This window comes from Microbacterium aureliae (genome assembly GCF_054780155.1).
The window spans coordinates 785,599-808,950 of the sequence record NZ_BAAGWW010000002.1; the positions used below are offsets into that span (position 1 = coordinate 785,599).

Below are 23,352 nucleotides of genomic sequence, written 5' to 3' on the forward strand. Positions count from 1 at the left end.
TGCCGGGTGACCGCGAACGGCGTCAACTGCCGCGCGGCGGGTTGACCGCATCCGTCGCCACCCCGCGCGGTAACCGCGGACGGCGTCAGCGGCGGGCGATCGGCTGATCCCCGCAACGCGGTATATCGCGACCGGTGGCGGTGCGCAACCCCCCTGGCGGCGGCGATGTCGCGGCGTAGCGTCGGGGGACGGACAGACGGAAGGAGCCTCATATGGGTATCGACGACAAGATCCGGAACGCGGCTGAAGAGATGGGCGGCAAGGCCAAGGAGGGCGCCGGCAAGGCGACCGACGACGAGCGCCTCGAGCGCGAGGGTCAGGCCGACCAGACGCGAGCCAACCTCAAGCAGGCGGGCGAGAACGTCAAGGACGCGTTCAAGTAACAAGACACCCGGAGCCCCGGCATCCCATCGACGGATGCCGGGGCTTCGGCTGTGTGCACGGAGGATCGGTTCGGGGTAAGAGGCCCTCACGTGTCCGGGGATCGGCCATGATCGGACCATGAACGCATCTCGATTGCCCCTGCTGATCTCTCTCGCGGGCGCGGCGATCCTGTTCGCCGCGATCGCGTTCGTGCTCGGAATGGTGCTGCTGAGTCTCTTCACCGGCGAGGCGCTGCAGTTCGGCGGCGAGCACTCCTCGGAAGCGCTCGCGGTCGTTCTCGGGGTGGCGGCGTGAGCGGCGTCGCGCCCGAGGGGCGCGCAGACGAGCCGGTCGAGCAGGTGCCGGAGGACGCGCAGAAGACCGACGCGGCGCGCGCCGAGCTCGAGGCCGAGTTGCGCAGCATCCGCGGCTACGGCGAAGACCGCGGCTGACCGGTCAGGTCTGACGGGTCATGACTGACAGGTCAGGGCTGACGGGTCAGGACTGACCGCTTAGGAAGGTCAGTCCGTCCGCCGGGCAGAAGAACCCGCCGGGGATGTCGTGCAGCACGGCGCCGCATTCCGGGCAGTGCGGCTGCGCGGCCGCGTCGAGGATGCCCTCGTCGGCATCGAGGTGTGTCACGTGTTGCCCCAGTCCGGGCCGCTCCCACAGCGGCCAAGAGAACTCTACGTCCGATCGTCGACATCCGGTGTCGCGGCTAGACTCGCTGATCACACGCGCGGCACCGTCGCGGCGCCGAGCCTGGGGAGGTCCGGGATGCCGCACGCCGGCGATGACGCGCTCGACCGCGCACTGCGCGATCTGGGCGTGCCGCCCCGTCCGCCGCTGCCCACGGTCTCCGGGGCGCAGGCGACGCACACGGCGCACCCGTCGCACGCGGCGCGCCCGTCGCACCCGGCAGCCCCGGCCACGCAGCCTCCCACTCCACCGGCCGCAGTGCCTTACGTCGGCGGACGCTGGGCGCGGGTCACGCTCGCCATCTATCTCGCCGGACTCGTCCTGATCGCGATCTGGCCGGTCCCGGTTGACAGCGGGGCGGGTCCTCTGATCCGCGCGATCACCCGGGTTTTTCCGGTCATCACGCATGCCCGTCTGGAGTTCGGGGCGAACATCCTTCTGTTCGTGCCGCTGGGAGCGCTGCTCGCGGTGATCCTCGCGCGCCAGTACCTCGTCGTGCCGATCGCCTTCGTGACGACGGTGGCGATCGAATCGGTGCAGGCCCTCGCCCTCGACCGTCGTGTTCCGAGTGTCATGGACATCGTCGCGAACGTGACCGGAGCCTGCGTCGGACTGCTGCTCGTGGCCGCCGTCGACTGGTGGCGCACCCGCCATCCCGGCTGACCCATCACCCCCCTCACGCGACCAGGTCAAACCGTGCCCGTCCGCCCAGCCGCGGCGTCCGCGCGGGGTCGACGCCGGGTGGCGGAAGAAACCACACTTTCGCGCGCGTGCCCGCGCCGTCGATGCGGATCTCCCACCCGTTGTCGTGGATGCGGTGGTGACAGCTCTCGCAGAGCAGCACTCCGTTGGCGAGGTCGGTGGGCCCGGCATCCCGAGCCCACCATCGAAGGTGATGGGCCTTGGCATGTGACGGTGGGACCCCGCACATCGCGCACCCGCCGTCCCGTTCGACCAGCGCGAGGCGCTGCGCGAGGGTGAAGAGGCGCTGCCGTCGTCCCCAGTCGAGGATCTCGCTGTCGCCGCCGAGTACGCAGGGGATCACGCCGCCCGACGCGGCCATGCGGCGCGCGGTGGCGGCGGTGACCGGGGCGGCCAGGCCGTCGATCGTGGCGTACCCGTCGCCGGATTCGAGGTCGGCGAGATCGATGCGCACCACGACCGTCGCACCTTCGACGGGAACGTCCCGGCGCTCGCATCCCAGCAGGTGCTGCGCCAGTCGGGTCACGGCATCCGCCTGCATCTGCGGCACCGTCCGCCGCGGCGCATCCGGGTCGACGGTGTCGCCGCGAGCCGCCTGCAGCTGGGCGCGGACGTACGACTCGATCGCCACCTTGATCGGGGCGCCGTTCTCGGGATCCCACACGCCTTCGACGTGCAGCATCCCGAACTTGTCTTCGTACATGCGCGCACCGGTCTTGGCCTTGAGCTGATCCTCGCGCTCGGCGACGCCGGCCGGATCGAGCGCGGTCTCGGCGCGCAGCAGCAGCCGCGCGAGGTCGTTCATCGCCATGCCCGCCGCCTGCGCGACGAGGTCCTGCTCGCCGCGGTCGAGGACCGCCGCATCCACCCGCACCGCGATGCGGTCGAGCAGGGCGATGATCGCCGCGGCCTGGTCGCTGCGCAGCAGTCCCGCCGCGAGCGCCTTCGCGACGCGGGGCCGTCGCGCGGGCCGCTCACCCTCGAACGTGCGGCGCGGCGCCGTCGCCTCGCCTACCTGGAGCAGCCTGCTCGCCTCGGCGACGGTCGTTCCGGTCGTCGCGGCGATCAGCGACTCGGGAGTGCGGAACCCCTGCTTCTTCGCCAGCCCCTCGGGCCCGAGGTCGGGGGAGGACTGTCGCGCGATCTCACGCGCGACGCGCGCCCGTGCGCCGTCGAGCGCGCGCTGCGCGGTGCTGAGCCGAGCGTTCAGCGCGACCAGCTCTCGCTGTTCTAGCGCCTCGAGGTCGTCCTCCCCGGTCCAGAGTCCGCGCGCGGCGCTCTCACCGTCTCGGCGAGGAGCTGCAGCGGATTGGCCATACCTCGAAGCTATACCGACCCTCGGACATTGAATCGAAACTGCACGACCATGGGGATAAACTAACCGACGCGAATATAGAAGCAAGATACGAAAATTCCCATATGGTCACAGTTCGGTAACGCCCGTTTGCGTCAAGGCGTTTGACGTTTCTACCGTCACATCAAACGATTGACGACATGGCCGGTCTCCGGCATCCGCAACGTCAATCGATTGATGTCGAAGGAGCCGTCGTGATCACCCTCAGAGACCTCGCCGCCGCGGTGGGCGTATCGCCGTCCGCGGTGTCGCTGGTGCTGAACGACCGGCACGAGGGGCGGGTGAACGCCCTCACCGCCGACCGGATCCGTGTCGCCGCGGCCGAGATGGGCTACATCCCCAACCAGCTCGCCCGCGGCCTCAAGACGAAGCGCACGCACACGATCGGCATCATCTCGGATCGCGTCGCGAGCGTCCCCTTCGCCGGCCGCATGCTCGAGGGCGTGCAGACGGTCGCCTGGCAGGAGGGCTACCTCGCCCTCATCATCGACACCACGAATCGCCCCGAACTGGTCGAGCAGTCCTCCAAGTCGCTGCTGCAGCGCGACATCGACGGCATGATCGTCGCCGCAGAGTTCCATCGACGGATGCCGGTGCCCGCCGTCCCGCCGACGATCCCCCTGGTCATCCTCGACGGGCTGCCCGACGATCCCTCGCGCGCCGACGGCGTCGTCCCCGACGAGCGCGCGGGCGCGTACGACGCCGTCATGCATCTGGTGGATGCCGGACACCGCCGCATCGGGTTCTGCACCATCGGGGGCGACCGCTACATCGCCTCGGGTCTGCGCTTCGAGGGCTACGCGGCCGCGCTGGCTGCCGGCGGCCAGCAGGTCGACCCGGCCCTCGTTCTCGCGCTCGACGACACCGCCACCGCCGCGGCGTACGCGCCGATCCGGGAATCGCTCGCGCGCCCCGATCGCCCGACGGCGCTCTTCTGCTTCTCGGACCAGCTCGCCTTCGCCGCTTCTCAGGCCGCGGCGGATCTGGGACTCCGCATCCCCGATGACCTCTCGCTGGTCGGCTTCGACGACCAGCGCTTCATCGCCGACGCATTGCGGCCAGGACTGACCACCGTCCGCCTGCCGCATTACGAGATGGGCGCCTGGGCCGCCACCCGCGTGCTCGAGCGCATCCACGGCACCGCGACCGGTCCGCCGATCGTCGAGAAGATCCCGTGCCCGCTCATCGAGCGCGGCTCGGTCGGACCGCCTCCCCGCTAGCACCGCCGGCTCGCCGCCGCCCCACATCCGACCCGGTCACCACCGGGGCGCTGCTCGGCGCGCCCGGAAACCCCGAGACCCCCCGCAACCCCCCCCACCCATCAAGGAGAACCGAAATGACACCCATCCGCAGAACCGCCGTCGGCGCCGTCGCCGCAGCGGCCATGGCGCTGTCCCTCGTCGGCTGCGCCGGCCAGTCCGGCCAGGCCGGCCAGTCCGGCCAGGCAGGCCCCGACAACGACGGCGAGACCTTCACGATCCTGCAGTACGAGAACCCCGAGACGGCGCAGGGCCAGGGCTGGCAGCTTGCGCTCGAGATCTTCAAGAAGAAGCACCCCGACGTCACCGTCGACTTCCAGACGACCAGCTTCGACGCGATGCGCCAGAACGCCAAGATCACCCTCACCGGCAACGACGTGCCCGACGTCATCGAGTTCAACAAGGGCAATGCCGACGGCGGCCAGCTCGCCGGCCAGGGCCTTCTCGCTCCGCTCACCGACGCGGTCGAGCAGTACGGCTGGGACGAGAAGATCACGGGCGCCATGCAGGCGTTCGCCAAGTACGACGAGCAGGGTCTCGCGGGCTCGGGCGAGTGGTACGGCATCCCGAACATCGGCGAATACGTGATGTTCTACTACAACAAGGAGCTCTTCGCCGAGGCGGGCATCACCGAGCCGCCGACGGACCTCGACGAGTTCGAGGCGGCGATGGACAAGCTGCTGGATGCCGGCATCACGCCGATCTCGTCGTCGGCGTCGACGAGCCAGGGCTTCAACCAGATGTGGGTCTGGTACTCCCTGGTCGCCGCCCAGGCCGACCGCACCGCGATCGACGACTTCATGTTCCTGCGCGAGCCGGTCGACTTCGACGCGGCGCCGTGGGGTCCGGCCGCCGAGCGCTTCGGGGAGTGGATCGACAAGGGCTACGTCGGCGAGCAGCTCGGCGGGCTGAACTTCGAGCAGGCGACGGTGAACTTCCTCAGCGGCGACAAGGCGATGCTCATCTGGAACCAGGGGGAGTTCGCCCGCATCCGCGAGCAGGCCGAGTTCGACTGGGGATACTTCACCCTTCCGGGCGCGAACCTGCAGATGGGATCGAGCGGTCACCTGTGGGGCGTCCCGGCCAACGCCGACAACAAGGACCTCGCCTACGACTGGATCGACATCACCCTCAGCGATGAGGTGCAGAACAAGATCGGCCAGCTCGGCGGACTGCCCCTCGCGGGGGACGCCTCGACGATCGAGGACGACCTGACGCGCGAGTTCACCGAGCGGTTCAACGATCTGCTGGATGCCGACTCCCTGGCGTTCTACCCGGACTACCCCGTCGCCGGGTTCCTGGACTTCATCCAGTCGGGCATGCAGGCGATGTCCAACGGCAATATGACCGCTGAGGAATGGACCGAGAAGCTCCAGTCCTTCTACGACGACGGCCGCGAGGTCGCTCTCGCGGGCTGACACGAGGTGGGGGTCCGCTCCGGCGGGCCCCCACCCGAGGAGTCATCATGACAACCACCGCACACCACCCCCCGGCGAGCCGTCGTCGTCCCCTCGAGCGGCGCGGCGCGTACTGGCTGTACCTCGCACCGTTGGCCGCCGGCTTCCTCGCCGTCGTCGCCGCGCCGTTCGCGATGAACATCTACACGAGCCTCTTCCACTGGAAGGGCGGCCTCGCACCCATGCGATGGGCGGGCGTCGAGAACTACGTCACCCTGTTCGGTGACGACACGTTCTGGCGCTCGTTCCAGAACAGCCTCGCGATGATCGTGGCGATCACGGTCATCCCCACCTTCATCGGCATCCTGCTGGCCGCGCTGCTGTTCGACTACCTCGGTCGTCGCTACGGCGACCGTGCCATCGCCGTGCTGCGCGCGACGTACTATCTGCCGCAGATCCTCCCGATCGCGGTGGCCGGATTCATCTGGTCGTCCATCCTCAACACCCAGCAGGGGTCGCTGACTCTGCTGCTCGAGGGAATCGGCATCCCGAACCCGCCCGACTGGCTCGGCGACCCGCAGGTGGCGATCTACTCCGTCATGCTGATGCTCGTCTGGCTGCAGATCGGCTATCCGGTCGTGATCTTCATGTCGGCGCTGCAGCGCGTCGACCCCGAGCTCTACGAGGCGGCCGAGCTCGACGGCGCCGGATGGTGGCGCCGGTTCCAGGCGATCACGATCCCGCAGATCCGTCCCGAGATCTTCGTCGTCGTGCTGACGGCGACGATCGCGGCGCTCAAGGTCTTCGCCCCCATCCTCATCCTCACCGGCGGCGGCCCTGAGGAGTCCACGATCGTGCCGTCTTACTACGCGTACCGCAACTTCTTCGAGCTGTCGCGGGTCGGGTACGGCTCGGCGATCGCCACGGTCATGTCCGTCGTCATCTTCGTCGTCGCCACGGCGATGCTGCTGTGGCAGCACCGCGAATCCCGCAAGGAGCACCGCTGATGGTCACCCTCGCCCCGCCGCGTCCCACCCGTCCCGCCCGGCCGGCACCGGCATCCGTCGCCGTTCGCAGGGCCCACCGCACGCCGATGAACTGGCTCATGCTGGCGCTCGCGGTCGGCGTGGCGCTGCTCATGGCGGCGCCCTTCCTGCTGCTGGTGCTGAACGCCTTCAAGACCGGTGCGGACTACTCCGCGAACGGCCCGCTGGCGTGGCCGGGCACGTTCACGCTGGACGCGTTCGCCGACTACGTCGCGCGGGTGAACTTCCCCCGCGCACTGTGGAATTCGATCCTCACCTCGACGATCGTCGCGTTCGCCGGCACCGCCCTGGCCCTGCTGGCCTCGTACGCGATCGGCATCGGGCGGATCCGCGCGAACACCGCGATCACGGCGTTCCTGCTGATCGCGACGATGGTTCCCCACGAGGCGCTCATCTATCCGCTGTTCTACGGAGCGCAGGCGACCGGGCTGCTCAACTCGGTGTGGTCGGTGATCGTCGTCTTCATCGTGCTGTGGGCCGCGTACGGCACCTACATCCTCTCGAGCGTCATGTCGACGTTCCCTCGCGAGGTCCTCGAGGCGGCAGCCATCGACGGCGCCGGCTCGTGGCGCATCCTGTGGCAGGTCGTCTTCCCGATCGTCCGGCCCACCCTGACGGTGCTGGTGGTGTTCACCTTCATCTGGACGTGGAACGAGTTCTACATCCCGCTGATCCTGCTCGGCGACCCCGCCTCGCAGACCGTCCCGATCGCGCTGTCCACCCTGCGCGGCCAGCACTCGATCGACATCACCGTCGTCAACGCCGGGTCGCTGCTGTCGCTGATCCCCACGCTGGTGTTCTTCCTGCTGTTCCAGCGCACCATCAGTCGCGGTGTGACCGCCGGCGCCGTCAAGTGATCCCGGATGCCGGTGCCACCGGCATCCGGCCCGTTCATCCCCTCTCACCCAAGAAAGAGACACATGCCCACCTCGTGGAACCGCCTTCGCAATGACGGCACCGTGCGCAGCCGCGCGATCAACGCCGAGAACCCGACGGGAGCGCCGGGCTCGGCCGGCTCGGCGAGCTCGAACCTCGGACCGGGCCGGAAGGGCAGCGCCTGGTACGAGCTTCCCGCCGGCGGCCGCGTAGTCCTCGCCGACATCGAGGGTCCCGGCGTCATCCGGCACATCTGGATCACCGTCGCCGACAAGACCCCGGCCGGGCCCTTCGTGCTGCGCGATCTGGTGCTGCGCGCCTATTGGGACGGCGCGGAGCACCCGCAGGTCGAGGTGCCGCTCGGCGACTTCTTCTGCAACGGGTTCGGGGAGCGCGCGCTCGTGACCTCGGAGCCGATCGTCGTCGCGCCGACCGGGGGCATGAACTCCTACTTCCCGATGCCGTTCCGACGCGGCGCGCGCATCGAGGTCGCCAGCGAGCACGCCGGCGACGTGGGGCATGTCTTCTTCCAGATCGACTACACCGTCGGCGACGACTTCGGCGAGTGGCCCGGATACTTCCATGCGCAGTGGCGCCGCAGCAACGGCACGACCGCGCGCGGACAGGATCACGTGATCCTGGACGGCGTCGAGGGTGCCGGAACGTACGTCGGCACCTATGTTGCGCTCGCCTCGCTGCAGCGGTACTGGTGGGGAGAGGGCGAGGTGAAGTTCTTCGTCGACGACGACACCGCCCTGCCCACCCTCTGCAGCACGGGACTGGAGGACTACGCCGGGGGAGCGTGGGCGTTCCAGGACGCGCTGCGCGCCGATCCGGAGCCGCGGCTGCTGACCTTCAGCGCGCCGTACTTCGGATACCCGTTCGCGAGCGCCGTCGACTCCACCAAGGCGTCGGAGTTCACCACGGCGATGCTGCCGATGCACGGCCTGTACCGCTGGCACCTGCCGGACCCGGTGTACTTCGCCGAGCGGCTGCGGGTGACCGTGCAGCAGATCGGCACATGGGACCACGGCCTGTTCGAGCGCAGCGACGACATCTCGACCACCGCGTACTGGTACCAGACCACCGTCGCGGCACCGTTCCCGCCGTTGCCGGGTGCCGCCGACCGCACCCCGCGCTGACCGGGTGAGGGCCGGGTGCTCAACGCGGCCCTGCGCCGCGGCCTCGCTCGGCCCTGCGCCCCGGCCTCGCCCGGCCCAACGCTCGGCTAGGAGAAATGGTGCACAGAAGGATGCCGGCGGCCCGCGGCATCCTCAGGAGTGCAAGTCTCCTAGCCGGGGCTACCCGGGGCCGGGGCTGCCCGCGGCCGGGGCTGCCCGCAGTCGATGCCCCCACCCCTGTCGCGCCACCCCACCGTCCGCTAGCATCGCGCCATCGCGGGCCGGTGGGGGCCCGGCCAGGGCTCGGGGGAGCGCATGGTGCAGACGATCGCGGCGTCCCGCAGCAGCGCGCCGCCCGAAAAGGGATCCCGCGCCGTCTCGACGGTGATCCGGTGGATGCAGGTGGCCACGGCCGCCGCGATGGCCCTGATCGTCATGGGCGAGCTCGACCGCCTGATCTCGGCCGTCGCGAACACCGAAGGCCACACCCACTCCCTCGGAACCGTCGTCGGACCGCTGTCGATCGCCGCCCGCGACGCGTGGGCCGACTGGGCGCTGAGCGACCTGCGGGTCGCGCTCGCCGGGTGGATCACCCTGCACACCCTCGTCGACGCGCTGCTGGTGGTCTGCTACGCCGCAGCCGGCTTCGCCTTCCTCGCCCGGTGGTCCGCGCCGCCGACCCCGACCCCGCCCACGACCCAGACCACCGGCATCCCGGATCCCGATGCGAACCGCCCGCGCACCGTCCTGCGCCCGCGCACCCTCGTGCGCGCCCTGTGGGTCGTCGTCGGATTCGAGGCGGTCGAGTTCGTGCTGCTCACCGTCGCGTCGCTGACCCTCGCGATCGCCGGCCCCGCGCCCGTCACAGCGACCGCGATCGCCGTCGTCGCCCTGCTCAAGTGGGCCGCCGTGGTCGTCTTCGTGGTGCTCGTCCTGCGCCACACCCCGACGCGGCGGGCCCTCGCGCGCGCGGTGCGGCGCGGGTGGCAGGCGGTGTGGGTGCAACGGTTGTCGGTGGTCGGCGTCGTGACGCTCGGCATCATGTCGTGCGTCCCGACGGACGGCGTCCTCGACCAGCTCCCCGACGTGCAGCGCCAGTGGCTGACCACGCACTCCTACCAGGCGGTGACGGCGGTCGTCGCGGTCGCGGTCGCCTTCCTCGCCGCCTTCGCCCTCGGCCGCGCCCGTGCGCGGCTGATGTACGCGCGGTACGTTCCGCCCCGGCAGGAGCCGGTCGAGGTGACGCTGACCCCTGTGATGTGGTGGTGGATGCTGCCGATCGCCGCGTGGCTCATCATCGCCGTCCTCGGCTTCCTGCTGTCCGGCGGGCGGGACGTCTTCGGTCTCGGACCCCTCATCGCCTTCCCGGCGCTTCCCGCCCTGGTCCTGCTCTCGTCCGGGATCGCGCTGCTGTGGGTGCGCCCGCCGCACCGCAGCCTGCCGCCGCTTCCCGCGCCGGGCGCGGACCCGCCGCGCGCGCTCTACGCGCGCCTGACGGGCGACGTGCTCGCGATCGCGGTCATCTCGGTCGCGGCACTGGGGCTGGTTCGGTCGACGGCGGCGCCGACCTTCCTGCAGCTCATCGCTGACGCGGCGCCCGCCGATCCCGCGACGGACACCCCCGATGCCCTCGCCGGCGCGCCCATCGACCTCGTCGCGCCGGCCGTCCTGGTGCTCGCGACCGCCATCGCCCTGACCGCCCCGCGCCTGCTGCGCACGCTCGACCGGCGCCGCCCCGATGCGCGCCGGTTCACGCTGGCCGGGGTCGTCGCCGCGAACGATCCGACCGAACCGCGCGTGCCGCCGGGGTCCTCTCCCGCCGCCACGGCGGCCCAGGCGGCGGAATGGCGCCGCCACCGGCGGTGGCTCCTCGGCTTCATCGGCGGCGGCGCCACCGTGCTCGTGCTGCTCACGCTCTGGCCGCAGGTGGCGGGACTGCTCGGCCCGACGGCGGCGATGGTCCTGATCCTCACCTGCTGGACGGCGATCTTCGGCGGCTTCGCCGTCGCCCTGCAGGACTACGCGCCGCTGCCCATCTTCCGGATGCTGCGCCTCACCGCCACCCCGGTCCTCACCCTCGGCCTCGTCGTGCCGTTCGTGTGGGGCGCGGTCTTCGGGGTCCTCTCGGCCGACGGGCAGCCGCACCTGATCCGCACCCTGCCCACCGCGACACCCGCGACCCCGCCTGCGGAGGGCCCCGACGACGCCTCGAACGCGCTCGTCGCCCGCCTCGGCGCCAACCGCTGCACCGTGACCGTCGGTGAACAGCAGATCCGGCCCGTGCTGCTCGTCGCCGCCGAAGGAGGCGGCATCCGCGCGGCGTATTGGACCGCGAAGGCGCTGGAGCGCATCCTCGGCGCCTCGTGCCTGGACCAGACGGTGCTCGTCTCGAGCGGCGTCAGCGGCGGCTCGGTCGGTCTCGTCCTCTCGGGTCTCGTCGACGACCCGGCGGCGATGTCCGCGGACCTCGCCGCCCTCGCCAGCCCCGACACCCTCGGCATGGCGGTGTCGGGCCTGCTCGCCGGCGACGTGATCGCCTCGGCGACCGGGGTGAAGCTGCCGTCCTATATCGCGCCGCCGCCTGATTTCGACGACACGGATGCCGCGGCCCGCGTCTTCGAGTGGCGCTGGCGCGACCGCGCCGCGCTGATCGAGACCGGGTGGATCGCCGGCATCCATTCGTTGGCCGAGCCGTACGAGGTCACCGCCAAGCGACGGACAGGGGTGACGCTGCTCAACTCGACCGACGTGGACTCCGGCTGCCGTGTGGTCGTCGGCGATCAGTCCGTAGTCCCGACCCCGTACCCCGCGGCGCCCACCCCTGACCCCGCCGACGCCCCGCGGTGCGACGATCCGACGACGGATCCGGCGGTCACGTGGTGGCCCGCCGCGGAGTGCCTCGCGCAGCTCGACCGGGCGACCGCCGCGATGCTGTCGGCGAGGTTCCCGATCGTGACGCCGGGCGGCCGGCTTCCCGAGGGGGAGTGCGACGGCAGGGCGCAGCTGATCGACGGCGGGTACGCCGAGGGGTCGGGGCTCGGAACCCTCGCCGACCTCGGTCCCCAGATCGCCGCGGCTGTCCGCGAGCGGAATGAGGCGGCCTCCAGCCCGTACGTGCCGATCGTGGTCTACCTGCGCAACTCCGCCGGCTTCGACGTCGCCGAGACGCTCGAGAATCTCACCGCCGAACCGCTCGTGCCCCTCGTCGGCTACGGGGCGAGAGCGACACAGCTCTCTGATTGGGCGTGGTTGCAGCGGGTGTCGGCGAGCATCCGCGATGTGTGCGCGCCATTCGACTCGCCGTGCGAGCAGGCGGTGCAGGCCGTGCGCGACGCGTTCGCGAACCAGATCGTGGTGGTCTCGGCCGGGACGCGACCGTCGGTGGTGCCGCCGCTCGGCTGGGCGCTGTCGGCGTACAGCGCGGACTCGATGGATCGCGCCCTCCAGGCCGAGGCCGACTGCGAGACCCCGGGCAGCGCCGACGGCGCCGCCCGCCTCTGCCGGCTGCTGGACCTGCAACCCGCCCCCTGACCCGCACCGCCCGGCACCGCCCGGTCGATAGGAGAAATGAGGCTTAGAAGGTAGCCGGCGCGGTGAGAAGACCTCACGGATGCTGATCTCCTAACGAGCCGCTCGCCCGACCCACTCCGCACCAGGCGCCCGGCGCCGGCCCCGCGCACCTATCACACCCACCCCCGCTCGCGAAAGGGCCCCGGGTGAGAGGACCCCCTTGGCGAATACTGGGGCACTCCAGCGCTCTGCACCCGCGGATCGCCTGAAGAACAGGAAGCCCCCGATGAATTTCCTTGTCGCATTGCAGAACGCGCTCGGCGCGATCTTCGCGTTCATACCTCTGTTCCTGCTGTTCCTGCTGATCCTGATCGTCGGCCTGATCGTCGCGAAGCTCATCGCGAAGGGGCTCGAGAAGCTGCTCGAGAAGGTCGGCTTCGACCGGCTGGTCGAGCGCGGCGGCATCAAGCGGGCGCTGGCGAAGTCGAAGCTCGACGCGTCGGACATCATCGCCAAGATCGTCTACTACACGCTCGTGCTGTTCGTGCTGCAGTTCGCCTTCGGGGTCTTCGGACCGAACCCGGTGAGCGACCTGCTCGAGGGCATCATCGCCTTCCTGCCGAAGATCATCGTGGCGATCATCATCGTGATCATCGCCGCCGCGATCGCCGCGGGTGCCAAGACGCTCATCCAGAACACCCTGAGCGGTCTGTCGTATGGGCGCGTGCTGGCGAACATCGCCGCGATCTTCATCCTGTTCCTCGGCATCACCGCGGCGCTGAACCAGGTCGAGGTCGCCACCACGGTGACCACCCCGATCCTGATCGCGGTTCTCGCCATCATCGCGGGCGTCATCATCGTCGGTGTCGGCGGCGGTCTCATCAAGCCGATGCAGGCGCGCTGGGAAGGCATGCTGAACAAGGCCGAAGAAGAGGCTCCCAAGATCAAGCGTGAGGCGCAGGACGCCCCGCCCGCGAAGGAGCAGCTGAAGGATGCCGCTCGCCGCGTCACCGCGCCGGACAACGCCGCCGATCGCGAGCGCACCGCGGTGATGCCGCCGGCATCGGCCCCCGCAGCCGCCCCCGCGCCGCCGACGGTTCCCCCGACCGCGCAGGGTGCCCCTGCCGCGCCGCCGGTGCCGCCGACCACGCCGGGTGCCGTGCCGCCCCCGCCCACGCGTCGCTCCGACCAGATCTGACGCGATCGCTTCGACACCCCGCCGTGCCACCCGCGCGGCGGGGTGTCGTCTTCATCGAGCGGCCGACTGAGACAGAGGACCTAAGTCGCTTGACTTCCCCCGCTGCGCGTTAGATGCTCACCGGTACGGGCGACTGTGGGAGCCGCCCGGAGGACATGCGCTTTGGGGGCGACATGGACATGGCGATACATGGGCTCGAGCGCTACCGGCCGGTGAGTCTGTTCAACGCGCTCGCGCCGTGGGTGCTGCTGATCGCGCCCGGCGCGCTGGCGACGACGTTCGGGGCCGCCGCGCCCGTGCTCTTCGCACCTGCGGGCAAAGAGCCGGTGTTCGGGATGCTGGGGGTCATGGTCTCGGCGATCGCGCTGGCCGGCGCGACCGCGACGACCGTTGCCATCGCCCGCCGCGGGGCCCGCTGGCCGGTCGTGCTCGCCGTCGGACTGGTGTCGCTTGTTGCGGCGAACGTCGTGGCGCTGTGGCTGGGGTTCCAGACGCTGGAGCCGCAGGTGTCGTTCCCCGGCATCCATGTGCTCGATGAATGGCTGCCAACGACGCTCTGGTACCTCTTCGCGGGGACCGAGGTGTTCGGGTGGGGCGGTGCGGCGCTCGCTGTTGCCGGGGGAGCGGCCGCCGGGTACCAGTTGTCGAAGTGGGGCGGCCGGCCGGCGGAGTGACCGCTACGGGACGGGGTCCGCTTCGCGACGTGCGGCCTTCCACACGTCGCGCGCGGCGTCGGCGTTCAGCAGGCCGATCCCGACGCCGACGATGATGTCGAGCCAGCCGGTCGCGAACCAGAACGTGAGGATGCCGACGACGATGATGGCGAGGTTCGCCAGCGCGTCGTTGCGGGCCGAGAGCCATGCTGCCTTCGTCAGGCTGCCGCTGTGGTGGCGGTGACGCACGAGCAGGGCGGCTGCGGTGAGGTTGACCAGGAGAGCGCCGATCGCGGTCACGGTGAGCGGGACGGGGGAGGGTGGCACGGGATCGAACGCCTTCGCGACCGCGGTCCAGATCGTCGCGAGCGCGGGGATGAGGATCACGAACGCGAGGACCGATCCCACTTTGCGGCGCTTGCTCACCGACCAGGTCAGCGCGAAGAAGATCAGCAGATTGATGGCGGCGTCTTCGAGAAAGTCGACGCTGTCGGCGAAGAGCGACACCGACCCGATCGCGAACGCCACGACGAACTCGACGAAGAAGTACCCGAGGTTCAGCAGCGCGACGATCAGGACGACCCGACGGAGGATCTGCACGGTGACCATCGTCACTACTTACACCGGAGGCGCGCAAGCTCGTTACCATCGACCGATGGTGCCGAAGGCGCTGGCGACGCAGGTTGCCGCAGTCCGGCTGCGTCGCGGGTGACCTTGCCAGCCGGGCGATATCTGACTTCGAGTGGGGAACACGCATGTGCCAGAGGATCGCAGCGAAGACACGAGTGACGGCGGGTCGCCTGGCCAATGCATGGCCCAACTTAGGCCGCGACTTGGTCAATCGAATCTTGAGCAGTCCACTGATCCCGGTGCCGCTACGCTGGCGGCTTCTTCGCGCGTGGGGCGCAGACGTCCAAAAGTCTCGAATCTCCCCGAACGTCTGGTTTGGGAGTCCGAACATCTCCATAGGACGCAACAGCTTCATCAACTACGGGTGCATGTTCACCACATCTGCTCCTGTGACGATAGGGGAGCGTGTCTACTTCGGGATGGGCGCAACGGTGGTGACAAGCTCACACCGAATCGGTGGTCCCGACCAGCGCGCGGGGGCGCATGAGTTCGCTCCCGTCACGATTTCCGATGGGAGCTGGATCGGAGCAAACGTCACCATTCTCCCGGGCGTGACGATCGAGGAGGGCGTGGTGGTTGCGGCCGGCGCGGTGGTCACGAAGGACTGCCGAGCAAACACTCTCTACGCCGGAGTGCCCGCACGCGCAATCCGTCCGCTGCACACGGGATGAGCGCTTGGGACCAGTGTGACCCCGCCCACTTTCGGGCTATCGATGATGGATTCTCGTCGATCGGGCAGTAGGAAGTGTGCAAGGCGCGTCTAGTAACTGTGGAGGAGAACTCGCCCACCCCAGCGGTCGTCGGCGCCATCTGAGCCGGGAGCGTCCGCGCTGCATGACTAATGCCCCTCGTCCGAGGCCTCCCCAGTAGCTTGTGCCAGGTCCGGTGCACGCCGGTCGCCCCATTGCGAAGCCCTGTAGTCTGACCAGGGTTTTGATACGGAGCAGGAGGAAGCAAGTGATGAAAAGGACGCAGGTCGCGTTCCAGCCGTCGTGGGGTAGCCGCATCATCGGCATGGAGGGCCTGCGTGCGGTTGCGGCAGTCGGCGTCCTCATTGGGCACGTGCACGTCCACTTGGCCTCGTCGGTGTCATGGGGCGCTGCGGCGCCCATCATGTCCGTAGTGCTCAACGGTTTGACCCTTTTCTTCGCGTTGTCCGGCTTTCTACTGTTCCGACCGTTCGCAACCGCACTTATGACGGGCGAACGGTTTCCGGCCCTCGGCAGGTATGCGGCGAATCGATTGCTGCGAATTTTCCCCGCCTATGTTGTTGTGCTGCTCCTCGTGTCGCTGATTCTGGGAACCGCTTACACATCTCCGCAGACCACTTCAACTCAATCCACGCGAGATCTCGTCGGCTACATGACGGATCCGGGCCTGCTCGGCGTGAACTTGACCATGCTTCAGACGCTATTCCCTTTCAGCATAAAGACGGGGCTTGGGGTCGCCTGGAGCTTGACTGTCGAGTTGGTGTTCTATGCGGTGATGCCTGTCATTGCTTTTCTCGTTTGGATGGTCGTGAAGCGGGATCACGGCAGGTGGGGCGTCGCGGTCGCGGTGATTCCGATTGCAGCGATATTCGTCCTCGGTGTTGCCGGGAAAATCGTGAAGCGCGGGGTCTTCCGGAGTCTTCCCGAAACCGATCAATTCTTGTATGAGTGGGGCGGAAATTGGTACGCGGTGCTCGCGCGCAGCTTCTTTGCTCACGCAGACTTGTTCGCGTTCGGAATGCTCGCAGCTGTCATGGTCGTCGCGTTTGACAAGGCGGTTCTGAGTCACCGGTTGGCGCCCCTCGCGCGCGTGGTCAGTGGCGTAGTTGCGGTCGTCGGCTTCGTGTCCGCACGCTACGCGCCAGGTGACTTCAGTGACACCGTGTATGCAGCGGCCTTTGGGTCGGCTATATTCTTCGTCGCGCTTCCCGGAACAAGCGGGACACCAGGGATCCTTGCTCGAGTTCTAGAGACTCTGCCGTTTCGCTACGTTGGCCTCGTCTCCTACAGCTTCTACCTGTGGCATCTCCCCGTCATTTGGCTGGTGGAAGGCCTCGGGTGGGCAGGTGCGGATTCGTGGCTCGGGTTCTCTCAGAGCGTCGGGCTTACGTTGCTGATCACTCTCGCGCTCGCCTCGGCGACCTACTTCGGTGTGGAAAAACCGGCGATGCGCCTCAAGCGACGGACCGAGATAAGTGCCAGGGAGCCTACGGTTCTGGCGCCGACCCAAGCGCCACCGCACTGATCAACATCATCGCGCCTGCCAGACGCTTCACGGTGCGGTGGTCCAAGGTGGGGACCGCTGAGAAGCCTCGGCGACGCAGATTGCAGAGATGTCCGGTATAGCCCTCGGCGTCGTGCGCTCAACCGGCTGCGAATATCTCCAGCCACCACGTTAGGCGTGATTCTTTCCGACTTTCCCGTCCCACAGATCAAACGGGAACGCCGCTATGAGTCGGTTTTTATCGAACTGGGCGGGCGGTTCTCCGCCCATCGCTACCGCTTCCTTTGCCGTGCGCGCTGGCGTGTAGCGGTCACGTCCAGTGCCCGCATAGTAGTCGGCGTACTTGAAATCCGATTCGAGCGACGACTCGATTAGGCGCGCGGGAATCCCGAAAGACTCGGCGATCACTATCGCATGCAACGATGACCCACAAACGAACCTGCTGTTCGCGATCTCTCGGATCACAAAATCCACTGGCGAGAGAGGGCTCACAATCCGCCGGTCCACGGCAGAAGTCATGCCCATATCATTGTAATTGGGGATGATTGTGACGTCGCGAAGCGGGGATCCTGTGAGGTAGGTCTCTCGAGGCCACAACAAACCCCACAACGCAGCAGGATCGCCAAAAATCTCGGGCGCGTCGATTCCGTGGCTACCCAGACGTGCTTTCGTGAGAGGGCCGCGGACTGACCTGACGTCGATGCTAGGGAACGACAGAGTCTCGACTTTGTCGTTAATTCCGCTTCCCCATACGACGTCTCCCTCCCGCGCGAAATGCAGGATAGATCCGACGCTCAATAGTCGCCCCCTGCCTGAGGAGAGGCTCAGCCCCCTATCTTCTAGAAGGCGCTGGACAATCAGCGGGCCGAGCAGGTCACCAAAGTTATTCAGGGGCCGTGGCTGGCGAAAGCGGCCCAGCCTGCCGTGCGGCCGCCGCTTCGGGTTGAAGGAGTAAACCTCTACTGGCATATGTCTCTGCTCCAGGTCATGATTTCTTCATCAAAGTCACTACGCGCCAAATCTCCCGAAAGTCCTGGCGGACGCGCGGGATCACGCAAGCAATCGCAGCGTTGATCCCGAAGAGGGCAATCGTGATGAGCAGTGCCTCAGTAGCGCCGAGTGGCCCGAGCGCGGTCTTTGTCAAGATTGTGCAGACGAGGGCGACCGGCGTCCACACGATGATGGGCCGAATGGAGATCTTCAAGATCGCGGCTCGTGACACGCGTGCGTGACGGAGTGGGAATGCTGTCAGTATCAGCCAATTGACCGCGAGTCCCATCGTCCCGCCCGCCGCGACGCCAGTCGGGCCCCACTGAAGACCCACGGCCATAGCGCCGACCATGAATACTCGGCTGATCACGGTCCACCGGAACTGAATGGCGGTCAGGGAGCGCGACACGAAGATCCAGTAGTACAGGTAGCTGATGCCCTGGAAGACGCCACCTATCGCGAGTACGGCAAATATCTCCTTAGCGGGCTCCCACTTCGGGCCCAATATGATGTCGATCAGCGGGCCGGCGGCTGTGGCGAGGAAGATGAAGGCGCCCGCAAACGTGTAACTGAGAATTACTTGAGCACGGAGCACGAATCTTTCATACTGTGCGTCGTCATCCTGGAGGCGGGAGAGCACCGGTATCGCGACTCGTGACATCGGAGCGCCGATCTGCTGCAGTGGGAGCTTGAAGATTTGGTAGGCGCGATCGTAGAACCCCAGCTGGCTAGCCCCCCAGTAGCGTCCGATGAGAACGCTGTCGACGTTAGCCGTGAGGTAGTTGAGTAGTTGTACGCCGAGCGTGTTAGCGCCAAACCGGTATAGCTGCGTCATCCCGGCCGCCCGGCGAGGAAAGCTGGGCAACCAGTTCGCTGCCACGACTAGCATCATAAGACTGGTCGCCGAGATCGCCAGTTGCTGTACCACGAGCGCCCAGTAACCGCCGTTCGACAAGGCAACAGCAATCGCCGCTATGAGCCCAACGCCCACCGCGACAATGTCAGCGGCGGCGAGCCACTTGAAGCGAAGCTGTCTCGTTGCCTCCGCGCGGAACTGAGCCGCAATTGAGTTGATAAGGAATGATGCCGACAGCCACTGCGCCAGGAGGGTGATCCCAGGCGTGTCGTATAAGACTGTCAAATAGGGCGCGAGTATGAGGACGGCCACCATGACGAGTGAACCTATGGCCGCGTTGGTCCAGAAGAGATTCGATCGTTGCGCATGACTGATACTGCGTGCCTGGATCGCGGCAAGCGAGAGGCCGAAGTCGCCGAGAACGCTAGCTACACCCAGAAGCGCGAAGACCATCGCGAAGGTGCCGACATCCGCTGGGGTGAGTAGCCGTGCAAGCACCACCGTCGACGCGATCTGCACACCGAAACGGACGATCTGCCCTGCGAAAGTGATGGCGCCGCCGCGCGCGGCCGCACCCCCTAGGACGGTCCCTGTCACAGCGCTCCTCCAGGCTCCCGGGAAGGCGTGACCTGCGTCAGGGCAACGCCATTCAGCGACGCCCTCCTATTCGTTGGCGCCGTGGCCATGCAGCGCCCCCCGTGACACCCCGTTCCACGCACGGAGTGTGAGATCGCTCGCGCGAATACGCGCGTTCAGTAGCCGCCGCCGCCATCCTGTGTACCGACGGATGTCCAAGCTCGCAGTCTGCAAGACGCGCGCGGATCTCTTCATCTGACGAGTCCAACCGGCTGTCGTCGTGACACCCGTCTGTGCCGCTGATAGAGGCCTGTGTGCCATGAATGCCGCATCATCAGTAAACATTGTCCAGGGTGACCGAGGGTCATCCATGTGCTCTTCGTGGACGAACGGGAAGACCCATCCGTTGACACGGCCAGCGCGTGCCGCGCGGATACACCAGTCAGGAAACGACTCTCCCTGAGCGATGGGGCCGATTTCCTCGAGGAGCGTGCGGCGTGCTAGGTACGAGCTGCCCTGTACCCAGTGGTTTTGCAGGAGTGTAGTACCGTTCGCAAGCTGGCGGAGCTTCTTCTCGGCCCGCCGCGGCATGTAGTCCTCGTCGTAGAACCGCCAGGAGCCCAGGACGCCTGTTTCCGGGGCCCCCTTGTGAGCGTCCAACAGCGTGGTGATCCACCGCGGGTCTACGAGGCAATCGTCGTCCACCTTTGAAATGAAGTCCGCTTCCGAATTCGCCCAGAGCCAGTTTGTGGGCGTTCTCAGACCAACATTCTCAGGCGAATGTCGAAAATGTGCGATTCGAGGGTGACCCAGAAAGGATCGAACGACCTCCAGGGTCTGTTCGTCTTCGCCATTGTGCCATAACCACACCCTCCCGTGAGGGGGCAGAGATTCTAGCAGTCTCGGAAGGGAGAGCTTCACGTACTCGGGGCGACGGTGCGTAATCATCAGGACGTCGACGGTTGAATGCATGTCGGTCATTGAAACGGCAGGTGATAATCGAGTGAGTATTCCAAGTTGCGGCTTCGCGTGCCCACCTGTCGGGCAGGAACGCCGGCCACTATCGAGTAGTCCGGGACATCTCTCGACACAACGGCGCCGGCTGCGACGACAGCACCGACGCCGATGCGTACCCCGGGGAGAATCGTAGCCCGCGACGCAACCCACGCTCGATCCTCGATCACCACGGGTCCCCCCACGGTTGCGAAGGACGACGATTGCGGGTCATGTTGCAGTGTGTATATCTGTACGTGGCCACCGATATTCACGTTGTCGCCGAGAGAAAGTCCGCGCCTACCGTCCAGGAAGGCGTCGTTTCCCACTATGCAGTGGTTGCCGATGGTTATGCCTTGAGGTTCGAAGAACACTGTCCTCCAGTGAATTGTGGACCTGCGGCCGACTCGCACCCCGGCGACCCGATACGTGAGGAGCCGGAACTGATGCCACGGAACGCGACCGCAAACAAACAGGGTGAAGAGTATGAGACCTCGCCAGTAGTCGCGAAGATGGAGTCGCTGCAGAATCGAACGGTTCACGTCTAAGCCTTCCTCGCGCGAATGGTGCGGACCACGGATCCCACGGCGGGGCGCAGGAAATCCCGAATCGGGTGACGTAGGGAGTGGCGCCATAATCCAAAACCCCGGAAATGCGGAACGCTTCGGCCCGCCAACCGTGCGCCCCAGAGTCTGCCGTTCAACTGGCGGACCCTCTCTACTTGCAGGGGCTGCACTTTGTGAAGCTCGGAGAGGCTGAGGATCTCGAGCTCGATGACGCCGGCATCGGCAGCCGCCCGCAATGTGTCGTAGCCGCGTTGGGTTCGCGCTATGAGGACGCTCTCACCTTCCGCGTTCTCGAAAAGGGGATAACCTCGGTCGTCGGTTCGCCAATAGTCGCCGGCTACGATGTCCGCGCTTCGAGCCGTCCCGTCGGGACAGATCTTGCATCGCCACTGCATTGTCGGGCCGAGCTCTCGCCCCCACGACAAGTCGTAGGACATCGAAGCCGATTCGCCCTCCCGGCTAACAGCCCTGAAGTCGCCGGGCCAGCCGTCACCGCGATACTTGAGCGCGACGAGGTCGTCAGGGTCCATGCCGAGCTTGCGTATCAGCGCATCGGTCGCTGTCTGACTGGGGACGCCGGCGCAGAAGAATGAGATGAGAAGCGGCGTCTGGGAACCGCGAGAACTCTGCACAGACCGCCAGGCCGCGGCTTCGCAGGGCTTTGAAATGATCGCCGAGGAGGTCGCGACGCCGTCCCCGGTCAGCGTTGCGACCGGTGCATAGCGTGAGCCAGCGGCAGCGAGAACTTCGTCTCTACTGCGAATTTGAACTGGGACGGTGCGCGATGGGCGGCCTCGATCCGCTGCGACCCCGGCGACTGTTTCGTTGTTGTCCACCATCCAGGCTGCGAGCGCCGATATCGCGCCGCCGCTACTGCCCGCCTCCCGCACCGCGGTATCTCGTGCCCAGCCTCGCCAGGACTCTAGGTAGGATCCGAATAAGGGATCCGACTTGCCTGCAGACGGCGCTTTCGCGGCCGTCACCAGCTTGCCTGGGCAAGCCGAGTGGAATTCTGTCCAAGCTGGATCTGCCGATGTTATGGTGCTCGCTCTGACGCGACGTGGCCGGCTGAATCCTGCTGCATCCAGATGCATCTCGAGTGACGGGTCCAGCCGGGGGCATAATCCGCATCCGCTGCAATTTCCCGAAGCGACGACGCTCTCGACGGCGGCGGCGAGATTATCAGCCAATTGCACCCTCCAAATCGCGAATGTGCTTCACGGTCGCGTCCACGATCTGCGTTGCCCGCGCTTGCACCTGACGTGCGGTTGTGGCAAGCGCAGGCTCCTCGACAGCCGACTTAGTCGCACGCGGGGCGGTGGTCACCTGCTCAAGGTCAATGACGTGGGGCCAGCCCAGCTCATTCAGGAGCGGCTCGAACTTGCGCGAGTACGCCCAGGCAACCGCGGGTACGCCCTGTGACAGAGCGTTTAGGCAAGCGTGCATCCTGGCACCGATGACTACTTTCGCGGACGCGATCTGTTCTCGTGCCTCTCCCAGAGTCGTCGGACGCAGGACCTCAAGGTCGGGATGGCTTGCCAGGATGTCTGGGATCGGGATCTCATCCGAGTCAGGATTATCACTGCTGATGACGTGGGTTAGGAGAGTGACTGTCCGACCCTGATCCTTGAGATCTGAAATGCAGCGCAGCACTGCTTCTCTGTATTTTTCGTAATCCACGTGAGGATTCGGATTCCACAACAGTCCAGATGCGTTGAAGAGCACATCCCGGGGAGGTGAATCGACGTCCGCGGGGGGCAGCCCGAAAGCGACATCTGTTGCGCGGCTGACGGGGAGGCCGAGTACTTCGCGGGCGTAGGCCGCACTCTTGTGGTCCCTTGCAAAGACGGCAAGGCTCCGCCTCGTCGTCCAGCGTGCCAGAGCGCGGCCTAGTCGGGTGTTGAAGGGGCCGATGGTTTGCGGGCCTAGAACAAGCGGGACGCGGGCACGAGCCACCGCGATTCGCATGCCTGTCATCTGCAGGAGGCGTCCCAGCCCATAGATGTCCGCGAAGCTGTCTCCTGCGCCGGTGTCGATCACCAGGTCGTACTGCTGAAGCCATCGAATGGTTCGTCGGTCGAAGCCTGCGCAAGCCTTGAGAATGGTGCGGGTATTGATAGGCAGCGGCGCGACGCCCTGCTCATAACTTTGGAAAGCCACAACCGAGCCTGGGAACGCTTCTCCGATCAGCCTCGCAGTTCCGCTGGCGAGTGCGCGCACACCTAGGTTCGTGCTGCGATCGTCGGCCCACAGCACCAGAACTCGCTTGCCGGCGTGCTGTGCAGTACGGGTGGGGGGCATGGTGGTTCCCTAAGGATGGTGTGTGGATCAGAGGACAGGGCGCGGATC

The 23,352-nt window shown here is 67.1% G+C and carries 23 protein-coding genes; 14 read left to right on the forward strand and 9 right to left on the reverse strand.

Translation table 11 applies throughout. The annotated features are described in order from the left end of the window. Positions 1–212: 212 nt before the first annotated feature. The 3 genes from ACYVF4_RS09780 to ACYVF4_RS09790 all read left to right on the forward strand — a co-directional run bounded on the left by ACYVF4_RS09780 (position 213) and on the right by ACYVF4_RS09790 (position 815). The gene (locus tag ACYVF4_RS09780) at positions 213–383 is read left to right on the forward strand and encodes a CsbD family protein (RefSeq protein WP_460722148.1); all 171 of its coding nucleotides are present in this window, start codon (positions 213–215) and stop codon (positions 381–383) included. A gap of 118 nt (positions 384–501) precedes the next feature. Continuing rightward, positions 502–678 carry a hypothetical protein gene (locus ACYVF4_RS09785; protein WP_460722150.1) on the forward strand — a complete coding sequence of 59 codons (177 nt, stop codon included), beginning with the start codon at positions 502–504 and terminating at the stop codon, positions 676–678. After that, positions 675–815 (forward strand): hypothetical protein, encoded by a 141-nt coding sequence (locus ACYVF4_RS09790; protein ID WP_460722152.1) that lies wholly within the window; start codon positions 675–677, stop codon positions 813–815. Before ACYVF4_RS09785 ends, ACYVF4_RS09790 begins: the two co-directional genes overlap by 4 nt. Before the next feature lie 46 nt (positions 816–861). Here ACYVF4_RS09790 and ACYVF4_RS09795 read toward each other — a convergent pair whose 3' ends face one another. Then, positions 862–1,005: a hypothetical protein gene (locus ACYVF4_RS09795; protein WP_460722154.1), complete on the reverse strand. Its 144-nt coding sequence runs from the start codon at positions 1,003–1,005 to the stop codon at positions 862–864. Between the two features lie 135 nt (positions 1,006–1,140). Here ACYVF4_RS09795 and ACYVF4_RS09800 point away from each other — a divergent pair, with 135 nt between their 5' ends. Next, complete coding sequence (locus ACYVF4_RS09800) at positions 1,141–1,725, forward strand: VanZ family protein (RefSeq protein WP_460722156.1); 585 nt, start codon at positions 1,141–1,143, stop codon at positions 1,723–1,725. A 13-nt stretch (positions 1,726–1,738) separates the two neighbouring features. Here ACYVF4_RS09800 and ACYVF4_RS09805 read toward each other — a convergent pair whose 3' ends face one another. Beyond that, a complete protein-coding gene (locus ACYVF4_RS09805; protein WP_460722158.1) occupies positions 1,739–3,166 on the reverse strand; it encodes a DUF222 domain-containing protein in 1,428 nt (475 codons plus the stop codon). 146 nt (positions 3,167–3,312) lie between these two features. Here ACYVF4_RS09805 and ACYVF4_RS09810 point away from each other — a divergent pair, with 146 nt between their 5' ends. The 8 genes from ACYVF4_RS09810 to ACYVF4_RS09845 all read left to right on the forward strand — a co-directional run bounded on the left by ACYVF4_RS09810 (position 3,313) and on the right by ACYVF4_RS09845 (position 14,199). Then, complete coding sequence (locus ACYVF4_RS09810; RefSeq protein ID WP_460722160.1) at positions 3,313–4,338, forward strand: LacI family DNA-binding transcriptional regulator; 1,026 nt, start codon at positions 3,313–3,315, stop codon at positions 4,336–4,338. Positions 4,339–4,454: 116 nt separating this feature from the next. Then, the gene (locus ACYVF4_RS09815) at positions 4,455–5,795 is read left to right on the forward strand and encodes an ABC transporter substrate-binding protein (protein WP_460722162.1); all 1,341 of its coding nucleotides are present in this window, start codon (positions 4,455–4,457) and stop codon (positions 5,793–5,795) included. A gap of 47 nt (positions 5,796–5,842) precedes the next feature. Continuing rightward, positions 5,843–6,781: a carbohydrate ABC transporter permease gene (locus tag ACYVF4_RS09820; RefSeq protein ID WP_460722164.1), complete on the forward strand. Its 939-nt coding sequence runs from the start codon at positions 5,843–5,845 to the stop codon at positions 6,779–6,781. Then, positions 6,781–7,677: a carbohydrate ABC transporter permease gene (locus ACYVF4_RS09825; protein WP_460722166.1), complete on the forward strand. Its 897-nt coding sequence runs from the start codon at positions 6,781–6,783 to the stop codon at positions 7,675–7,677. The genes ACYVF4_RS09820 and ACYVF4_RS09825 overlap by 1 nt, the downstream gene beginning before the upstream one ends. Before the next feature lie 63 nt (positions 7,678–7,740). Next, the gene (locus ACYVF4_RS09830) at positions 7,741–8,838 is read left to right on the forward strand and encodes a glycoside hydrolase family 172 protein (protein ID WP_460722168.1); all 1,098 of its coding nucleotides are present in this window, start codon (positions 7,741–7,743) and stop codon (positions 8,836–8,838) included. A 294-nt stretch (positions 8,839–9,132) separates the two neighbouring features. Further along, positions 9,133–12,348 (forward strand): hypothetical protein, encoded by a 3,216-nt coding sequence (locus tag ACYVF4_RS09835; RefSeq protein ID WP_460722170.1) that lies wholly within the window; start codon positions 9,133–9,135, stop codon positions 12,346–12,348. Between the two features lie 265 nt (positions 12,349–12,613). Beyond that, on the forward strand, positions 12,614–13,525 hold the full coding sequence (locus tag ACYVF4_RS09840) for a mechanosensitive ion channel family protein (protein ID WP_460722172.1): 912 nt from the start codon (positions 12,614–12,616) through the stop codon (positions 13,523–13,525). A 173-nt stretch (positions 13,526–13,698) separates the two neighbouring features. After that, positions 13,699–14,199 carry a hypothetical protein gene (locus ACYVF4_RS09845; protein WP_460722174.1) on the forward strand — a complete coding sequence of 167 codons (501 nt, stop codon included), beginning with the start codon at positions 13,699–13,701 and terminating at the stop codon, positions 14,197–14,199. A gap of 3 nt (positions 14,200–14,202) precedes the next feature. On the opposite strand, the gene ACYVF4_RS09850 is transcribed toward ACYVF4_RS09845, so the two are convergent. Continuing rightward, positions 14,203–14,778 carry a cation transporter gene (locus ACYVF4_RS09850; protein ID WP_460722176.1) on the reverse strand — a complete coding sequence of 192 codons (576 nt, stop codon included), beginning with the start codon at positions 14,776–14,778 and terminating at the stop codon, positions 14,203–14,205. A 449-nt stretch (positions 14,779–15,227) separates the two neighbouring features. Here ACYVF4_RS09850 and ACYVF4_RS09855 point away from each other — a divergent pair, with 449 nt between their 5' ends. Both ACYVF4_RS09855 and ACYVF4_RS09860 read left to right on the forward strand, forming a co-directional pair. Next, positions 15,228–15,479, forward strand: coding sequence for an acyltransferase (locus ACYVF4_RS09855; RefSeq protein ID WP_460723110.1), 252 nt, complete (start codon positions 15,228–15,230; stop codon positions 15,477–15,479). A 289-nt stretch (positions 15,480–15,768) separates the two neighbouring features. Beyond that, on the forward strand, positions 15,769–17,043 hold the full coding sequence (locus ACYVF4_RS09860) for an acyltransferase family protein (protein ID WP_460722177.1): 1,275 nt from the start codon (positions 15,769–15,771) through the stop codon (positions 17,041–17,043). 150 nt (positions 17,044–17,193) lie between these two features. Here ACYVF4_RS09860 and ACYVF4_RS09865 read toward each other — a convergent pair whose 3' ends face one another. The 6 genes from ACYVF4_RS09865 to ACYVF4_RS09890 all read right to left on the reverse strand — a co-directional run bounded on the left by ACYVF4_RS09865 (position 17,194) and on the right by ACYVF4_RS09890 (position 23,304). Next, positions 17,194–17,991 (reverse strand): polysaccharide pyruvyl transferase family protein, encoded by a 798-nt coding sequence (locus tag ACYVF4_RS09865; RefSeq protein WP_460722179.1) that lies wholly within the window; start codon positions 17,989–17,991, stop codon positions 17,194–17,196. Positions 17,992–18,007: 16 nt separating this feature from the next. Continuing rightward, positions 18,008–19,465 (reverse strand): lipopolysaccharide biosynthesis protein, encoded by a 1,458-nt coding sequence (locus ACYVF4_RS09870; RefSeq protein ID WP_460722181.1) that lies wholly within the window; start codon positions 19,463–19,465, stop codon positions 18,008–18,010. Positions 19,466–19,531: 66 nt separating this feature from the next. Further along, positions 19,532–20,425 (reverse strand): glycosyltransferase, encoded by an 894-nt coding sequence (locus tag ACYVF4_RS09875; RefSeq protein WP_460722183.1) that lies wholly within the window; start codon positions 20,423–20,425, stop codon positions 19,532–19,534. Further along, positions 20,422–21,072: an acyltransferase gene (locus ACYVF4_RS09880; RefSeq protein WP_460722185.1), complete on the reverse strand. Its 651-nt coding sequence runs from the start codon at positions 21,070–21,072 to the stop codon at positions 20,422–20,424. The genes ACYVF4_RS09875 and ACYVF4_RS09880 overlap by 4 nt, the downstream gene beginning before the upstream one ends. Beyond that, entirely contained in the window at positions 20,982–22,097 is a 1,116-nt protein-coding gene (locus tag ACYVF4_RS09885) for a Coenzyme F420 hydrogenase/dehydrogenase, beta subunit C-terminal domain (protein ID WP_460723112.1), read from the reverse strand. The genes ACYVF4_RS09880 and ACYVF4_RS09885 overlap by 91 nt, the downstream gene beginning before the upstream one ends. 88 nt (positions 22,098–22,185) lie before the next feature. Then, complete coding sequence (locus ACYVF4_RS09890) at positions 22,186–23,304, reverse strand: polysaccharide pyruvyl transferase family protein (protein WP_460722187.1); 1,119 nt, start codon at positions 23,302–23,304, stop codon at positions 22,186–22,188. Between the last annotated feature and the right edge of the window lie 48 nt (positions 23,305–23,352).

Excerpts from the sequence above, each read along its gene's own strand:
- ACYVF4_RS09780 (WP_460722148.1), top strand. The coding sequence starts at position 213 with ATGGGTATCGACGACAAGATCCGGAACGCGGCTGAAGAGATGGGCGGC.
- ACYVF4_RS09785 (WP_460722150.1), top strand. The coding sequence starts at position 502 with ATGAACGCATCTCGATTGCCCCTGCTGATCTCTCTCGCGGGCGCGGCG.
- ACYVF4_RS09800 (WP_460722156.1), top strand. The coding sequence starts at position 1,141 with ATGCCGCACGCCGGCGATGACGCGCTCGACCGCGCACTGCGCGATCTG.
- ACYVF4_RS09815 (WP_460722162.1), top strand. The coding sequence starts at position 4,455 with ATGACACCCATCCGCAGAACCGCCGTCGGCGCCGTCGCCGCAGCGGCC.
- ACYVF4_RS09820 (WP_460722164.1), top strand. The coding sequence starts at position 5,843 with ATGACAACCACCGCACACCACCCCCCGGCGAGCCGTCGTCGTCCCCTC.
- ACYVF4_RS09825 (WP_460722166.1), top strand. The coding sequence starts at position 6,781 with ATGGTCACCCTCGCCCCGCCGCGTCCCACCCGTCCCGCCCGGCCGGCA.
- ACYVF4_RS09830 (WP_460722168.1), top strand. The coding sequence starts at position 7,741 with ATGCCCACCTCGTGGAACCGCCTTCGCAATGACGGCACCGTGCGCAGC.
- ACYVF4_RS09835 (WP_460722170.1), top strand. The coding sequence starts at position 9,133 with ATGGTGCAGACGATCGCGGCGTCCCGCAGCAGCGCGCCGCCCGAAAAG.
- ACYVF4_RS09840 (WP_460722172.1), top strand. The coding sequence starts at position 12,614 with ATGAATTTCCTTGTCGCATTGCAGAACGCGCTCGGCGCGATCTTCGCG.
- ACYVF4_RS09845 (WP_460722174.1), top strand. The coding sequence starts at position 13,699 with ATGGACATGGCGATACATGGGCTCGAGCGCTACCGGCCGGTGAGTCTG.
- ACYVF4_RS09855 (WP_460723110.1), top strand. The coding sequence starts at position 15,228 with ATGGGCGCAACGGTGGTGACAAGCTCACACCGAATCGGTGGTCCCGAC.
- ACYVF4_RS09860 (WP_460722177.1), top strand. The coding sequence starts at position 15,769 with ATGAAAAGGACGCAGGTCGCGTTCCAGCCGTCGTGGGGTAGCCGCATC.
- ACYVF4_RS09865 (WP_460722179.1), bottom strand. The coding sequence starts at position 17,991 with ATGCCAGTAGAGGTTTACTCCTTCAACCCGAAGCGGCGGCCGCACGGC.
- ACYVF4_RS09875 (WP_460722183.1), bottom strand. The coding sequence starts at position 20,425 with ATGACCGACATGCATTCAACCGTCGACGTCCTGATGATTACGCACCGT.
- ACYVF4_RS09880 (WP_460722185.1), bottom strand. The coding sequence starts at position 21,072 with ATGGCGCCACTCCCTACGTCACCCGATTCGGGATTTCCTGCGCCCCGC.
- ACYVF4_RS09885 (WP_460723112.1), bottom strand. The coding sequence starts at position 22,097 with ATGCATCTGGATGCAGCAGGATTCAGCCGGCCACGTCGCGTCAGAGCG.
- ACYVF4_RS09890 (WP_460722187.1), bottom strand. The coding sequence starts at position 23,304 with ATGCCCCCCACCCGTACTGCACAGCACGCCGGCAAGCGAGTTCTGGTG.